The 14658-nt window shown below is 72.5% G+C and carries 12 protein-coding genes and 1 pseudogene; 3 read left to right on the top strand and 10 right to left on the bottom strand.

Features of this window, described 5'->3' with window-relative positions; genetic code table 11:
• Positions 1-114: 114 nt before the first annotated feature.
• From ACFYZ4_RS24250 to pdhA, 3 genes are read right to left on the bottom strand one after another with little or no spacing between them, the layout of a single operon-like run.
• Complete coding sequence (locus ACFYZ4_RS24250; protein ID WP_390784803.1) at positions 115-1428, bottom strand: dihydrolipoamide acetyltransferase family protein; 1314 nt, start codon at positions 1426-1428, stop codon at positions 115-117.
• Entirely contained in the window at positions 1428-2396 is a 969-nt protein-coding gene (locus ACFYZ4_RS24255; RefSeq protein ID WP_351289948.1) for an alpha-ketoacid dehydrogenase subunit beta, read from the bottom strand. Before ACFYZ4_RS24255 ends, ACFYZ4_RS24250 begins: the two co-directional genes overlap by 1 nt.
• Positions 2397-2446: 50 nt before the next feature.
• The gene (pdhA, locus tag ACFYZ4_RS24260) at positions 2447-3583 is read right to left on the bottom strand and encodes a pyruvate dehydrogenase (acetyl-transferring) E1 component subunit alpha (RefSeq protein WP_384350639.1); all 1137 of its coding nucleotides are present in this window, start codon (positions 3581-3583) and stop codon (positions 2447-2449) included.
• Between the two features lie 202 nt (positions 3584-3785).
• Between pdhA and ACFYZ4_RS24265 the strand changes: the two genes are divergently transcribed.
• Positions 3786-4367 carry an Lrp/AsnC family transcriptional regulator gene (locus ACFYZ4_RS24265; RefSeq protein ID WP_351289926.1) on the top strand — a complete coding sequence of 194 codons (582 nt, stop codon included), beginning with the start codon at positions 3786-3788 and terminating at the stop codon, positions 4365-4367.
• Positions 4368-4454: 87 nt separating this feature from the next.
• Here the strand turns inward: ACFYZ4_RS24265 and ACFYZ4_RS24270 are convergent, their stop codons facing one another.
• The 3 genes from ACFYZ4_RS24270 to ACFYZ4_RS24280 form a co-directional block, all read right to left on the bottom strand.
• Positions 4455-6068 carry a hypothetical protein gene (locus ACFYZ4_RS24270; RefSeq protein ID WP_390784804.1) on the bottom strand — a complete coding sequence of 538 codons (1614 nt, stop codon included), beginning with the start codon at positions 6066-6068 and terminating at the stop codon, positions 4455-4457.
• Positions 6069-6246: 178 nt separating this feature from the next.
• A complete protein-coding gene (locus ACFYZ4_RS24275) occupies positions 6247-6834 on the bottom strand; it encodes a TetR/AcrR family transcriptional regulator (protein WP_351289930.1) in 588 nt (195 codons plus the stop codon).
• Entirely contained in the window at positions 6831-8342 is a 1512-nt protein-coding gene (locus tag ACFYZ4_RS24280) for a 3-hydroxyacyl-CoA dehydrogenase (RefSeq protein ID WP_351289932.1), read from the bottom strand. The genes ACFYZ4_RS24275 and ACFYZ4_RS24280 overlap by 4 nt, the downstream gene beginning before the upstream one ends.
• A 124-nt stretch (positions 8343-8466) precedes the next feature.
• On the opposite strand from ACFYZ4_RS24280, the gene paaN reads away from it, so the two are divergent.
• Positions 8467-10149: a phenylacetic acid degradation protein PaaN gene (gene paaN / locus ACFYZ4_RS24285; RefSeq protein ID WP_351289934.1), complete on the top strand. Its 1683-nt coding sequence runs from the start codon at positions 8467-8469 to the stop codon at positions 10147-10149.
• 15 nt (positions 10150-10164) lie between these two features.
• On the opposite strand, the gene ACFYZ4_RS24290 is transcribed toward paaN, so the two are convergent.
• Complete coding sequence (locus ACFYZ4_RS24290) at positions 10165-10827, bottom strand: MerR family transcriptional regulator (RefSeq protein WP_390784805.1); 663 nt, start codon at positions 10825-10827, stop codon at positions 10165-10167.
• 174 nt (positions 10828-11001) lie between these two features.
• On the opposite strand from ACFYZ4_RS24290, the pseudogene ACFYZ4_RS24295 reads away from it, so the two are divergent.
• A pseudogene (locus ACFYZ4_RS24295) lies at positions 11002-11895 on the top strand (hypothetical protein); the annotation flags it as partial.
• Here the strand turns inward: ACFYZ4_RS24295 and ACFYZ4_RS24300 are convergent.
• The 3 genes from ACFYZ4_RS24300 to ACFYZ4_RS24310 all read right to left on the bottom strand — a co-directional run bounded on the left by ACFYZ4_RS24300 (position 11851) and on the right by ACFYZ4_RS24310 (position 14642).
• Positions 11851-12630 (bottom strand): RNA methyltransferase, encoded by a 780-nt coding sequence (locus ACFYZ4_RS24300; RefSeq protein ID WP_351289938.1) that lies wholly within the window; start codon positions 12628-12630, stop codon positions 11851-11853. The pseudogene ACFYZ4_RS24295 and the gene ACFYZ4_RS24300 sit on opposite strands and share 45 nt — an antisense overlap.
• A gap of 183 nt (positions 12631-12813) precedes the next feature.
• Positions 12814-13992 carry an HTTM domain-containing protein gene (locus ACFYZ4_RS24305; protein ID WP_390784806.1) on the bottom strand — a complete coding sequence of 393 codons (1179 nt, stop codon included), beginning with the start codon at positions 13990-13992 and terminating at the stop codon, positions 12814-12816.
• The gene (locus ACFYZ4_RS24310) at positions 13980-14642 is read right to left on the bottom strand and encodes a DUF5819 family protein (RefSeq protein ID WP_384352925.1); all 663 of its coding nucleotides are present in this window, start codon (positions 14640-14642) and stop codon (positions 13980-13982) included. The genes ACFYZ4_RS24305 and ACFYZ4_RS24310 overlap by 13 nt, the downstream gene beginning before the upstream one ends.
• Positions 14643-14658: the final 16 nt, after the last annotated feature.

Here is a 14658-nt window from a genome sequence, read left to right on the forward strand (position 1 = left end):
CGTGCATCGCAAGGCGGAGGGGCGCCCGAGTACTGGACGTACTTGGGCGCCCCGACAACGCGGCGAGGTGCGGTGCCAGACGACGCGGGTCAGGCAAGATCCGGAAGAGACGGCCTAGAGGCTGCGCAGCAGGACCGCCGGGGATTCCACGCAGTCGGCGACGTAGCGGAGGAAGCCGCCCGCCGTGCCGCCGTCGCAGACCCGGTGGTCGAAGGTCAGCGACAGCTGGACGACCTTGCGGACCGCCAGCTGCCCCTCGTGGACCCACGGCTTGTCGATGATCCGGCCCACGCCGAGCATCGCCGCCTCCGGGTGGTTGATGATCGGCGTGGAGCCGTCGACCCCGAACACCCCGTAGTTGTTCAGGGTGAAGGTGCCGCCCGTCAGGTCGGCCGGCGCCAGCTTCCCGGTCCGTGCCAGCTCCGTCAGGCGGGCGAACTCCGCCGACAGGGACTCCGGGTTCCGGTCCTGCGCGTCACGGACCACCGGGACCATCAGGCCCCGCTCGGTCTGCGCGGCGAAGCTCAGGTGCACGGCCGGGAGCCGGACGATCTCCTTCGCCTCCAGGTCCACCGTGGAGTTGAGCTCCGGGTGGCGGGCCAGCGCCGCCGTGCAGATCCGGGCCAGCAGCGCCAGCACCGAGATCTTGGGGCCGCCCACCGCGTTCATCGCGGCGCGGGCCGCCATCAGCTCGGTGGCGTCCGCGTCGACCCAGCAGGTGGCGTCCGGGATCTCCCGCCGGCTGCGCGACAGCTTCTCGGCGACCGCGCCCCGTACGCCCTTGAGCGGGATCCGCTCGCCCTGCGCGGCCGGAGCGGCCGACACCGGTGCGGCCACCGGCTGCGCGGGGCGAAGCGCCGCCTCGACGTCCGCCCGCAGGATCAGCCCTTCCGGGCCCGAGCCGTGCAGGGCACGCAGGTCGACGCCGTTGTCCTTGGCCAGCTTGCGCACCAGCGGCGAGATGACGGGCACCGGCCCGGCGGGAGCGACCGGAACCACCGGAACCACCGGAGCCACCGGGGCCGGGGCCACGGGCGCCGACACCGCGGCGGTGACGGGTCGCACCCGTCGCCGACGCGCCGGGCGCGAGTGGTCCGAGCCGTAGCCGATCAGGGGGCGGGGCGCGTTGCCGGAGCCTTCGGCTTCGGCCGCCGGAGCCGCCGGGGCCTCGGGGAGCGATGCCGCTCCCACCGCCACGGTGATCAGCGGAGCCCCGACCGGCAGTTCCTGCCCCTCCTCGCCGAAGCGGGCGGTGACCACTCCGCCGTACGGGCAGGGCACCTCCACCATCGCCTTGGCCGTCTCGACCTCGACGACCGGCTGGTCGATGGCGACGACATCGCCGACCGCCACCAGCCAGCGCACGATCTCCGCCTCGGTGAGGCCCTCACCGAGGTCCGGCAGCTTGAATTCCATGACCTGCGGCATCAGTTCTCCCACTGCAGGCGTGCCACGGTGTCCAGGATCCGGTCCACGCCCGGCAGGTGGTGCTTCTCCAGCATCGGCGGCGGGTACGGGATGTCGAAGCCCGTCACCCGCAGCACCGGCGCCTCCAGGTGGTGGAAGCACCGCTCCGTGACGCGAGCGACGATCTCCGCGCCCGGTCCGCCGAAGCCGTTCGCCTCGTGGACGACCACCGCGCGCCCGGTGCGGCGTACGGACTCCACGACCGTCTCCTCGTCGAAGGGGACGAGCGAGCGCAGGTCCACGACCTCCAGCTCCCAGCCCTCCTCGCGCGCCGCCTCGGCCGCCTCCAGGCAGACCGGCAGCGAAGGCCCGTAGGTGATCAGCGTCGCGCTCGTGCCCGTCCGCCGGACCAGGGCCTTGCCGATGCCCGGCACGGCCGCCGGCGCCTCGGGCGACCAGTCGGCCTTCGACCAGTAGAGCCGCTTCGGCTCCAGGAAGACCACCGGGTCGTCGCTGGCGATCGACGCGCGCAGCAGCCCGTACGCGTCCTCGACGGTCGCCGGGGTCACCACGTGCAGGCCCGGCGTCGCCAGGTAGTACGCCTCGGAGGAGTCGCAGTGGTGCTCCACGCCGCCGATCCCGCCGCCGTACGGCACACGGATGGTGATGGGCAGCGGCATCGCGCCGCGCGTGCGGTTGCGCATCTTCGCCACGTGCGAGATCAGCTGCTCGAACGCCGGGTAGGCGAAGGCGTCGAACTGCATCTCCACCACCGGCCGCAGCCCGTACATGGCCATGCCGACCGCCGCGCCCAGGATGCCGGCCTCCGCGAGCGGGGTGTCCGTGCACCGGTCCTCGCCGAACTCCTTCGCGAGGCCGTCCGTGATCCGGAAGACCCCGCCGAGCGTGCCGACGTCCTCGCCCATGACGTGGACCGTCGGGTCCTCGGCCATGGCGTCGCGCATGGCCCGGGTCAGGGCCTGCGCCATCGTCGAGGGCTTGGCCCCCGGCTTCGCGGACTTCGCCGCCGCCACCGTCGTCACGCCTGGTCCTCGGCTTCCAGCTCTGCACGGAGCATGGCCGCCTGCTCGCGCAGCCGGTCGGTCTGCTCCGCGTACACGTGCGCGAACAGGTCCATCGGGTCCACCACCGGGTCCGCGTTCATCCCCTCGCGGAGCGCCGCGGCCATCACCTCGGCCTCGTCGCGCGCCGCCTGGACGGCCGCCTCGTCGATGATCCCGCGCGCGGTCAGCTCGCGCTCCAGGAGAACGATCGGGTCGTGCGCCTTCCAGGCCTCGACCTCGGCGTCACCGCGGTAGCGGGTCGCGTCGTCGGCGTTCGTGTGCGCCTCCATCCGGTACGTGACCGCCTCGATCAGCGTCGGACCGCCGCCGGCCCGGGCCCGCCGGACCGCCTCGGCCAGCACTTCGTGCACCGCGGCGATGTCGTTGCCGTCGACCAGCCGGCCGGGCATCCCGTACCCCACGGCCTTGTGGGCCAGCGTCGGGGCGGCGGTCTGCTTGGCGAGCGGGACGGAGATCGCGAAGCCGTTGTTCTGCACGAGGAAGACGACCGGGGCCTGCCAGACGGCGGCGAAGTTCAGCGCCTCGTGGAAGTCGCCCTCGCTGGTGCCGCCGTCGCCGACCATGGCGAGGGCGACGACGTCGTCGCCGCGCAGCCGGGCCGCGTGCGCCAGGCCCACCGCGTGCGGCAGCTGGGTGGCGAGCGGGGTGGACAGCGGGGCTATGCGGTGCTCACGCGGGTCGTAGCCGGTGTGCCAGTCGCCGCGCAGCAGGGTCAGCGCCTGTACGGGGTCCAGTCCGCGCGCCACGGCCGCCAGGGTGTCGCGGTAGCTCGGGAAGAGCCAGTCCCGGTCCTCCAGGACCATGGCGGCCGCGATCTCGCAGGCCTCCTGGCCGACGGTGGAGGGGTAGACGGCGAGCCGGCCCTGCTTGGTCAGTGCCGTGGCCTGGGCGTTGTAGCGGCGGCCGCGCACCAGCTCGGCGTAGCAGCGCCGCATGAGCGCGGGGTCCAGCCGGTCGGCCGCCTCGGTGCCCAGGACCCGGTAGGGCTCGGCGTCCGGGAGCAGCGGAGCGGCGTCCGTACGGGGCCTCCAGGCGGGCGGCGGGGTGGGACGGTGGGACGCACCGGCACCGGGCAGCTCTTGGACCGTCATGGCGGCGTACACCTCCTCGTGGGAAGTCGATTGGACGCTCTGGGGGTACCCCCGGCGGTAGCCGGGGGAGTGTGAGGCGCCTCACCTACCGATTGTTCGGTTGTCCGCGCAATTTGGCTACAGGCGACTCCAGGCTGTGGACAAACTGGCGCCGGGGCCCTGGTATGGATGCAGGACGTCCAGGAGAGGGAGGCATCGGGCAATGCCGGATGAACAAATGGCCGGAGCTGGTTCCGCACCGGTTCCACCGGGGGGCGCACCGGGCACACCTGGTGCCCCGGCCGTCCCGCCGGTCACACCCCGCCCCCTGGACCCGATCGACCGCTCGATCATGCGGCTGCTCCAAGCCGACGGCCGCGCGTCGATACGGTCGGTGGCGGAGCAGGTGCACGTCTCGCGCGCGAACGCCTACGCCCGTATCAACCGGCTCATCGACGACGGGGTGATCCGCGGCTTCACGGCCCGCGTCAACCACGAACGCGCGGGCCAGGGCGCATCCGCCTACATCACCCTGAAGATCGTCCAGAACTCCTGGCGGACGGTCCGCGAGCAGCTGCGCGAGCTTCCGGGCGCCGCCCACATCGCCCTGGTCAGCGGGGACTTCGACGTCCTGCTGCTGGTGCACACGCCGGACAACCGGACGCTGCGCGAGCTGGTCCTGACCCGCCTCCAGGCCATCCCGGAGGTCCTCTCCACGCGCACCCTGCTGGTCTTCGAGGAAACGGATCTCCTGGACACGGGTCCGGGCCCTGCCGGCGGGGCCCCCGCGATCGCCGAGGAGTAGGCCGTACGTGCGACAGCGCCCCGGGAAGGGCCTGGAGGCCGTTCCCGGGGCGCTGTGCGCGGTGTCCACCGGACACCTACCGGTGGATCACTCGGTGTCGTAGAAGCCGAACAGGTCGACCACGAGGTCGGTGTCGTCCCAGCCCTGGTTCCAGAAGTCGACGAGGCCGTGCTTGCCCGTGTCGGCCTGGACCAGGTTCGCGACCGTCTTGCCCTTCGTCCAGTTCAGCGTCGAGGAGGTGGGCCGCTCCGGCGTGACCGCGGTGCCCTCCTCGTACTGCTGGGACGAGTTCGGGTCCGGGGAGACGGAGAGGAAGCCCCCGCCGGCCGTGTTGGTGACGGTGGTGTTCAGCACGACGCCGGAGACGCCGGTGTCCCCCGGCTCCCAGTGGGACAGCTGGCTGGCGATGTAGCTGCGGCCCTCCAGCGGTCCGAACTCGCCCTTGGGGTCACGCGTGTCCAGCCAGCGCAGCGGCGAGAAGGACATGAGGGCGCCCTTGCTCTCGGGGCTGTAGTAGCCGACGACGTCGACGATCACGTCGGCGCCGGCCCAGGCGCTGTTGCGGACGCTGACGGACCCGTCGGGGCCGACCGGGACGATCACCGAGTTGGCGACGGTCTGGCCGGCGGTGAAGTTCACGTTGGACGCGAGCGGGATCCGGCCGCCGCTCGGGTAGACGACCAGGTGGCCGGCTTCCTTCGGGTTGGTCACCGTCACGTTCAGCGCCACCGCCGTGACGCCCTGGGGAACCCCGCGCAGGCCGCTGATCTGCGTGCCGAAGCTCGTCTGACCGGGGACCTGGCCCTTCGTCGTGCCGAGGCCCTCGCGGGTGTCGACGAAGCGGGCCGGGGCCATCGGGGTGTAGCCGCTGGCCGCGGTCTGCGTGAAGTAGCCGGTGATGTCGGCGATCAGGTCGACCGACTCCCAGCCTCCGTTGAACAACTCGACGGAGCCGTCCTCGCCGACCGGCACGATCACCAGGTTCGGCACGGACTGGCCCGCCTCGTAGTTCACGTTCGACGCGATCGGCCGCTGGGTGCCCGAGGGGTAGGCGCTGATGTGCCCGCCACCGGTGGTGTTGGTGACGGTGACGTTGAGGACCACCGCGGTGATCTTCTTCGGGATGAGGCCGTAGTCGGCGACCTGCACGCGGACGCTGCTGCGCGGGCCGACCTTGGCCTTCGGCGCGCGGAACCCGTCGCGGGTGTCCAGCAGGCGCGTGGGCGTGTGCGGGGTGAACTCGGAGCCCGTGGTCACGATCGTGACGTCGTTCTCCAGGTAGACCTTGTTGGCGGGGTCGTCCACGCCGACCGTGATCTTGTACGTGCCGGCCTTCGCGTAGACGTGGTGGTTCTCCAGCGTGGCGGCGCCGGCCGCGTCGATCCTCTCCAGGACGCCGTCGCCCCAGCTGACGACGACATCGAGCGACGAGGGAACGCTCGTGATGACGGTTTTCAGGTGGATCCCGCGCGCCGTGGTGTTCGTGGCGGTCAGGGCGATCTTCAGGTCCGGATTGCCCGCGACGGCGCCGTCCGCCTGCGCGGTGGCGGCCGCCCCGCCCCGGTGGGTCTTCTCGGCACCGCTCTTGAAGGTCTTGATGTTCGACGCTCCGGCCTTCTTCAGGTCCGGAGCCTTCGCCGCGTGTCGGGCCACGGGCGCGGACGGATCCGCGGCCTGGGCCGTTCCGGGCAGGAAACCCACGGCGGCCGCGACGATGGCGGCAGCGGAAACTACGAGACGGCGACTACGCACCGGCCCCCCCCCTTTTTTGTTTTGAACATGATTGTCTTGAACACGCCGTTTGAACGTGCTCAAGACCGAAATCATGATCAGAGTACAGAACCGTCCGACGGTCCGTCAGGGGGGTTTTACCCGCTGGTCAGCGGGCGGTGCGCAGACCGTCCAGGGCCATGCTGACCACCGCGTCCGCGAGTTGGTCCTGGCTGGTTCCCGGGTGCGGCCGGTACCACTCGACGAGGGAGTTGACCATGCCGAAGAGCAGCCGGGTGGCCAGCCGGATGTCCACGTCCGCCCGCAGGTCGCCGTCCGCCGCGGCCGCCTTGAGCAGGTCGGCCACCTGGTGGTCGAACTCGCGGCGGCGCTCCAGCGCCCAGCGCTCGGTCCGGGTGTTGCCGCGCACCCGCAGCAGCAGCGTCACGTACGGCAGCTCGGAGACGAGCACCTCGACCGTGCGGCGGGTGACGTACTCGACGCGCTCGACCGCCCGGCCGCGGACCGCCCCCGACTCCTCCAGGACCGCGAAGAGGCCGTCGAGGGCGCGGCTGACGGCCCGCCGCAGCAGCTCCTCCTTGCCCGTGACGTGGTGGTAGATCGAGGACTTCGAGATGCCCGCGGCCTTGGAGAGGTGCTCCATCGAGGTGCCGTCGTAGCCGCGCTCGTTGAAGACCTGGACCGCGACGGACAGCAGCGTCTCGGGGGTGTACGTGTCCCGCTTGACCGTGGTCATTCGGCCTCCTCCTCGTCACCTGCGGCGTAGCCCAGCTTGAACAGCGCCAGCGAGGGCGCGTACCGGCCGCCGGGACAGCGCTCGTCGAGGTTGTGCAGCAGGTCGTAGGCGAAGTCCCGACCGAGCCGTTCGTGCCATTCGCTCGGGCCCACCGGGTAGTTGACCCCGAGCCGCATCGCCGTGTCGATGTCCTCGGCCGAGGCCACGCCGCGGGCCACCGCGTCCGCCGTGAGGTCGATCAGCATCGCCACGGTCCGGGCGACGATCATGCCGGGGACGTCGCCGATGACGGAGACCTGCTTGCCCAGCTTCTGGAAGAGGCCGATCGCCTCGGCGAGGGTCCGCTCGCTGGTGTCCTCGCTGGCGGCGAGCGCGATCCGGGTGGCGCCGCGGTAGTCGAGCGCGAGGTCGAAGTACACGACGTCCGCGAACTCGACCGAGGTCTTCCCGTCCGCGAGGACCAGCTGGCCCTCGCCGGGCAGCTGGATGTACGGGCCCCCGTGCTCGGTGGCCGTGACCGCGATCCCGGCCTCCTCCAGCAGGTCGGCCAGCTCCGCCGCGGGCCCGAGGTCGCCGACCACGGTGACCTTGGCCGGGGCCTCCTCGGGTCCGGCGGTGTGCGGCTGCGCGGCGACGGCCTCCGGGCCGTACGGGAACCAGCCGTGGCCCGTCTTGCGGCCGAGGCGGCCCGACTGGACCAGCCGGCGCTGCGCGAGGGAGGGGGTGAACTTGGGGCTGCGGAAGAAGGACTCCCACACGGAGCGGGTCACGGCCTCGTTGACGTCCTGGCCGATCAGGTCGGTCAGCTGGAACGGGCCCATCTTGAAGCCGCCGCTCTCGCGGAGCACGGCGTCGATGGTGGCCGGGTCGGCGCCCTGCTCCTCGTACACCGCGAAGGCCTCGGCGTAGAAGGGGCGGGCGATCCGGTTGACGATGAAGCCGGGGGTGTCGGCGCAGCGGACCGGCGTCTTCCCCCAGCCGAGGACGGTGGCGTACGCGCGCTCGGCGGCGGCCGGGTCGGTCGCGAAGCCGCTGACCACCTCGACGAGCGGGAGCAGCGGGGCCGGGTTGAAGAAGTGCAGGCCGAGGAAGCGGCCGGGGTGCGCGAGTCCGGCGGCGAGCTCGGTGACGGAGAGCGAGGAGGTGTTCGTGGCGAGCAGCGCGTCCGGCGCGACCACCTCTTCGAGTGCGGCGAAGAGCGCCTGCTTGACGGTGACGTTCTCGACCACCGCCTCGATGACGAGGGCGGCCCCGGCGAGGTCCGGGAGGGCGGCCGCCGACGCGATCCGGCCGATCGCTTCCTCGGCCTCGGCCCGGTCCAGGCGGCCCTTGGCGGCCATCCGCTCGACGCGGTCCTGCACGAAGCCCACGCCGTCGGCGGCGAGTGCGGCGTCGATGTCGTAGATCAGCACGCGGTGACCTGCGAGAAGGGCGACCTGGGCGATGCCCTGGCCCATGGTGCCCGCGCCGACGACCGCCACAGTGCGGGACCGCTCGATTGCTGTCATGTCCTGATCCTCCCGCACCGACTTATCCACAGGTCTGCCGGGCCCTCTTGTCCCGACCGATCGTTCGGTTACTCTAACTCCAGTCTGCTGTTCTTCGCCCGGCTCAACGAGGAGTTGGTCCCTGATGGCCGCCGAGCTCACCGTCCCCCAGCTGTCCGCCAAGCACCGGCCCACCCTGGACCAGGCCCTGTCGGCGATCCGCAGCCGCGCCTACTGGTCCCCGCATCCCGAGCACCCCAAGGCGTACGGCGAGACCGCGCCTGCCGACGGGCTCGCCGCCTTCGAGGCCCTGCGCGGCACGCGGCTGGACCTGGGCCAGCCCGGCACCGACGGCTGGACGGGCGCCGAGGTGTCCCCGTACGGCCCGGAGCTCGGCGTCGAGTACCCGCACGCCGACCCGGACGTGCTGCTGCCCGCGATGAAGGCCGGCATGGCCGCCTGGCGCGACGCGGGACCCGAGGCGCGCGCCCTGGTCTGTATCGAGATCCTGGCCCGCATCTCCGCCCGCACCCACGAGTTCGCGCACGCGGTCATGCACACCAGCGGCCAGGCGTTCATGATGGCGTTCCAGGCCGGCGGCCCGCACGCGCAGGACCGCGGCCTGGAGGCCGTGGCCTACGCCTACGAGGAGCAGACCCGGGTCCCGGGGCAGGCCGACTGGTCCAAGCCCCAGGGCAAGAAGGACCCGCTGAACCTCGGCAAGAGCTTCACCGCGGTCCCGCGCGGCATCGCGCTGATGATCGGCTGCAACACCTTCCCGACGTGGAACGGCTACCCGGGCCTGTTCGCCTCCCTCGCCACCGGCAACGCCGTGCTGGTCAAGCCGCACCCGCGGGCCGTGCTGCCGCTCGCGCTGACCGTCCAGGTCGCGCGCGAGGTCCTCGCGGAGGCGGGCTTCGACCCGAACCTGGTGGCGCTCGCCGTCGAGCGCCCGGGCGAGGGCATCGCCAAGACCCTCGCGGTCCGTCCCGAGATCAAGCTGATCGACTACACCGGGTCCACGGAGTTCGGTGACTGGCTGGAGGCCAACGCCCGCCAGGCGCAGGTCTACACGGAGAAGGCCGGCGTCAACACCGTCGTCCTGGACTCCACCGACAACTACAAGGGCATGCTGTCCAACCTGGCGTTCTCGCTGTCCCTGTACAGCGGCCAGATGTGCACCACTCCGCAGAACCTGCTGATCCCGCGCGACGGCATCGCGACGGACGCCGGCCACAAGACCTACGACGAGGTCGTCGCCGACCTCGCCGCCTCGGTCGGCGGCCTGCTCGGCGACGACGCCCGGGCCAACGCGCTGCTCGGCGCGCTGGTCAACCCGGACGTCAAGGCCCGCCTGGAGGCGGCGGCCGGACTGGGCGAGGTCGCGCTGGCCTCCCGCGAGGTCGTGAACCCGGAGTTCCCGGACGCCGTGGTCCGCACCCCCGTCCTGGTCAAGCTGGACGCGGCCAAGCCGGACCCGGACGCGCCCTACCTCTCGGAGTGCTTCGGCCCGGTCGCCTTCGCCGTGGCAGTGGACACCACCGCCGACGCCCTCGACCTGCTGCGCCGCACGGTGCGGGAGAAGGGCGCCATGACGGTGGGCGCGTACACGACGTCCGCGGACACCGAGCGGGCGATCGAGGAGGTCTGCCTGGAGGAGTCCGCGCAGCTCTCGCTGAACCTGACCGGCGGGGTGTACGTCAACCAGACCGCCGCGTTCTCGGACTTCCACGGCTCGGGCGGCAACCCGGCGGCCAACGCCGCGCTGTGCGACGGCGCCTTCGTCGCGAACCGCTTCCGGGTGGTGGAGGTCCGCCGCCAGGCGTAGGACCCCCGCCCCTGATCAGGCGCTGGACGCCTCCTGTCCGAAGATGCGGGCGGAGGCGTCCACCTGGGCCATCCTGCGCAGGGCGGCGAAGACCGCGTCGCCCAGCACCGTGCCGACGACCACCGCCTCCACCAGGTCCTCACGGGCCACCTGGCGGGCGGTGTAGTCCAGGTCCGCGCGGCCCACCCGCTCGGCCGCCTCCGCGTAGTCGTCGAGCACCTCGATGAAGCCGCCCTGCCCCACCCGCGCGAGCGAGGCGAGCGCGGACACCAGCGCCTCGGCCGCCTTGTTGCCGGGCCCGATGCACCAGCCGCGCGCCTCGATCAGCCGCGCCACCCGCTCCCGGGCCAGTACGGTCTCCGCGTCCGGCGCACCGTCGCCGCCGGCGTCGCCACGGCCGTAGTCGGGCACCAGCCGCTGCGCGGCCGAGCCCAGCACCTTGTGGACCGGCCGCTCCTTGTCGTCGATGGCCGCCAGCACCTCGCCGATGGCCGCCACCGACAGGCCGCCGACCTCCAGCAGTGCGCGCACCAGCCGCAGCCGGCGCTCGTGCCCGTCCCCGTAGCTGGCCTGGTTGGGGCTGGTCAGCTCCCCGGGCGGGAGCAGACCCTCCCGGACGTAGTACTTGATCGTCGGGACCGGTACCCCGGTCCGCCGGCTCAGCTCTCCGATGCGCACGCGCGTTCACCCTTTTTTTGCTTGCCCTGTCCGCCTCCATCATAGATAGTGGGGCTATCAGATAGCAGAGAGTGCCGCTATCCATTCATCACGGGGGTATGAATGATGCAGATGAAGTCCTTATGGCCCACCTGGCGTACCCGGCACCGCCCGCTGGTGGTGTTCTCCCTGGTCATGGCCGTGTGGGCGCTCGGCTCCGCCGTCGGACTCCTGGTCGACGACCGCGTGCTGACCGGGGCGCCGATCTGGGCCAAGCCCTTCAAGTTCTCGGTCTCGTTCGTCGCCTACTGCCTCAGCCTGGCCTGGATGATCTCGCTGCTGGACGAGGCCGGGCCGCGGCTGCGCCGCACCGTCTGGTGGGCCGCGACGGTCGTGGTCGCCGCGAGCGCCCTGGAAATGGTGCTGATCACCCTTCAGGTCCTGCGCGGGGTGCGCAGCCACTTCAACGCCGCGACGCCCTTCGACACCCGGGTCTACTCGCTCATGGGCAACACCGTGGTCGTGCTGTGGCTCGGCACCCTCGTCGTCGCCGCCCTGCTCTGGCGCGCCGGGATCGCCGACCGGGCCACCGCGTGGTCGATCCGGATCTCCACGGTCCTCGCGCTGACCGGTGCCGGACTCGCCATCCTGATGACCCTGCCCACCGCCGAGCAGCAGCGCCGGGGCGCCGCCGGCGGCGAAGTCCTGGAGAACGGCGGGCACAGCGTGGGCGTGCCCGACGGCGGCCCCGGAATGTTCCTCACGGGCTGGTCCACCACCGGCGGCGACCTGCGCATCCCGCACTTCTTCGGCATGCACGCCCTGCAGCTGCTCCCGCTGCTCGTGCTCGTCCTGACCGCCTTCGCCCCGCGCGTGCGCCGGCTGCGCGACGAACGGGTGCGGGTCCGGCTGGTCTTCGTGTCCGGTGCGGTGTACGCGGCGGTGCTCGCCCTGCTGACCTGGCAGGCACTGCGCGGCGAGCCGCTGGTCCACCCGGGCGCGGCCACGCTCGGCGCGGCCGCGCTGATCCTGGCCGGGGGCGGGCTAGGCCTCCTCGTCGCCCTGTTCGCCGGCCGGCGGGCCGCCCCAGTGGAAGAGGGCCATGGCCACGCTGGTGGCGAGGTTGTAGCTGGAGACCTGCGGGCGCATGGGCAGGGAGACGAGGTGGTCCGCCCGGTCCCGGAGCTCCGGTGAGATCCCGTGGCGCTCCGAGCCGAAGGCGAGGAGGGCGTCGTCCGGGAGGGTGAGGGTGCGGATGTCCACGCCCTCGGGGTCGAGCGCGTACAGCGGCCCGGGCGGCAGCTCGTGCAGCGCGAGGCGCTCGACGGTGGTGGCGTAGTGCAGACCGGCCCCGGCCCGGACCACGTTCGGGTGCCAGGGGTCGAGGTCGCCGCGGGTCACCACGCCGGTGGCGCCGAAGCCGGCGGCGAGGCGGACGACGGCGCCGACGTTGCCGAGGTTGCGGGGGTTGTCGAGGACCACGACGGGCGCGGACCTGGGCATCCGCCCGAGCCCGGCGAGAGCGGCCGCGCGGTCGGGGCGTACGGCGAGGGCCGCGACGCCGGTGGGGTGCACGCGGGGGAGCAGCTCCTTGAGGCGGGCCCGGCGCACCAGCCGGGCCACGTCGGCCTCCACGTCGGGAGCCAGCTCGGCGGCGAGCGCGCGGACCTCGGCGGGGTCGTCGGCGAGGGCCAGGCGCACGTCGGCGCCGAAGCGGAGGGCGTGCTTCAGGGTGTGGAACCCGTCGAGCAGAACAAGGTCCCCCCGCCCGGCGGCCTCCCGCCACTCCCGCACCGTCTCGTCCGCGCCCGCCAGCTCACTCATGCCCCGACCCTACGGTCCACGGCACGTACCGCTGCGCGGAGCCCTCCCCGCCCCACCCTTCCGCCGTTCCCTGGGGCTCCGCCCCAGACCCCGCTCCTCAAACGCCGGAGGGGCTGGAAAATGCAGCCCGTCCGGCGTTTGAGGACCGGGGGTCGGGGGCTGGCCCCCGGAACGGCGGCTCGGTCAGGGGAGTGCGGCCGGGACCGGGGTGGACGGCTCCGGGACGGGCTCGGCGGCGGGTACCGCGCGGCGGGCGGGCCGCACCGCGGCCACGCGGGCGCCCAGCCACACCAGGAACCCCGTCGGCAAGAAGACCGCGTCGGCGGCGATCATCGCCAAAGAGAAGAACGGCAGCCCCAGCAGCACCGCGATCCCCACGTGCTCCAGCATCATCACGGCCAGCAGCACGTTCTTGATCCGCCGGTTGAACAGGGTGAACGGGAACGCCACCTGCACCGCCACCGTCCCGTACGACAGCAGCATCACCAGCGTCCCGCTGCCCGCCACCAGCCCCGACAGCCCCGGCCACGGGGTGAAGTAGTCCAGCCCCAGGGGGTAGTACAGCGCCGTGCCGTCCTGCCACCGCGAGCCCTGGATCTTGTACCAGCCCGCCGTCGCGTAGATCAGGCAGACCTCCGCCATGATCACCAACAGGCCCGCGTTGTGCAGCAGGTTGGCCAGGACATCCAGGACCGCCCGCCCCTCGCCCTCCGGCTCGTGGCGGTCCACCAGCCACCACAGCCCGCAGACCACCCACACCGCCGCGAAGGCCGCCAGCCAGCCGTAGCCGAACCGCCCGGTCGCCGCCCCGTACGCGAAGACCACCCCGAGCACGCCCCACAGCACCGGCCCGGCGGCTCCCGCGCAGGCCGACCCGCGCAGCCGGGCCCGCCGCGCGTCCAGCGACCAGACCTGCGCGCACCGGGTCAGCACCAGGTAGATCGCCATCAGGTGGATGACGTTGTCCCCGCCGTCGCCCATGAACACGCTGCGGTTCTGCAGCGACAGCACCCCGACCATGAACAGCACGGACGTCGCCCGCGTGCGCCAGCCCAGCAGCAGCCCCACGCTCGCCAGCACCGAGACGGCGTAGACGATCTCGAACCACAGCGTCGAGTCGGACCACATCAGCACCGTGAAGGCACCGTTGGAGTCGGTCAGCCGCTCCGCGAGGCGCCAGCTCCACGGCCCGTCCGGCCCGTACAGCTCGGCGCGGTTCGGGAACTCGGCCAGCAGGAAGAACAGCCAGGTCCCGGCGAAGCCGATGCGCACTACGGCGCTCTGGTAGGGGCCGAGCGCCTCTCCGGTGACCTTCGCGGCCGCCCGCCCGAGCGCCGCGCGGGCCCGTCTCACACCGTCCACCACGGCAGCTCCCGGTAGTAGGTCTGGGTGTCGGTGGTCTCGGTGCTCCACTCCGGCGCGGGCACCGACGTCGTCGCCGAGCGCAGCTGGATCCGCAGGAGGTGCCCGCCCGGGTGGTGCGGGGAGAGCCGGTTCACGGCGATCCGCCGCAGGTACTCCTCGGACAGCTCGCCGCGCTCGCCGGTGGACTTGTTGTCCTCGTCGTGGGAGCCGGTGAAGAAGTCCCAGGCCCGGCGCAGCTCGTTCTGCCGGGTGTGGCTCGGCAGCAGGCTGTGCCGGATGGCGGCGGCGTCCTCGGCGCTCAGGTCGCGCCAGTCGGTGGTGATCAGCTCGCCGCCGGCGGTGCGCACCTCGGCGCGCGCCTCCACGGCGATGTTCTGCTGGAGCGGGTTGGGGGCGAAGAGCTTCCAGTTCTGTTCGAACTCGGGGTAGATCCAGCTGTCGATCGTCCGCGCGTGCTGCTTGCTGACGGTGTTGGACGGGGCCACGTGCAGGAAGACGAGCGCGAGGTGGGTGCAGGCCGCCACGGCGACCGCCCCCAGGGCCAGGGCCGTCACGACCCGGTACGGGGTGGACAGACCGGCTATTCCGGGCGCCCGGGGCGGTGGCGGAGCGGCCCCTTCGGCGAGCTCGTGCCCGTTCGAATCCATCCCGCCCCGATCGTCC

Origin of the sequence: Streptomyces sp. NPDC001513 (genome assembly GCF_042894695.1) — a bacterium.
In the GTDB taxonomy this organism is placed as follows: Bacteria; Actinomycetota; Actinomycetes; order Streptomycetales; family Streptomycetaceae; genus Streptomyces.

Coding starts and splice junctions, on each gene's coding strand:
- ACFYZ4_RS24250 (WP_390784803.1), bottom strand. CDS start 1,428: ATGCCGCAGGTCATGGAATTCAAGCTGCCGGACCTCGGTGAGGGCCTC.
- ACFYZ4_RS24255 (WP_351289948.1), bottom strand. CDS start 2,396: ATGGCGCAGGCCCTGACCCGGGCCATGCGCGACGCCATGGCCGAGGAC.
- pdhA (WP_384350639.1), bottom strand. CDS start 3,583: ATGACGGTCCAAGAGCTGCCCGGTGCCGGTGCGTCCCACCGTCCCACC.
- ACFYZ4_RS24265 (WP_351289926.1), top strand. CDS start 3,786: ATGCCGGATGAACAAATGGCCGGAGCTGGTTCCGCACCGGTTCCACCG.
- ACFYZ4_RS24275 (WP_351289930.1), bottom strand. CDS start 6,834: ATGACCACGGTCAAGCGGGACACGTACACCCCCGAGACGCTGCTGTCC.
- ACFYZ4_RS24280 (WP_351289932.1), bottom strand. CDS start 8,342: ATGACAGCAATCGAGCGGTCCCGCACTGTGGCGGTCGTCGGCGCGGGC.
- paaN (WP_351289934.1), top strand. CDS start 8,467: ATGGCCGCCGAGCTCACCGTCCCCCAGCTGTCCGCCAAGCACCGGCCC.
- ACFYZ4_RS24300 (WP_351289938.1), bottom strand. CDS start 12,630: ATGAGTGAGCTGGCGGGCGCGGACGAGACGGTGCGGGAGTGGCGGGAG.
- ACFYZ4_RS24310 (WP_384352925.1), bottom strand. CDS start 14,642: ATGGATTCGAACGGGCACGAGCTCGCCGAAGGGGCCGCTCCGCCACCG.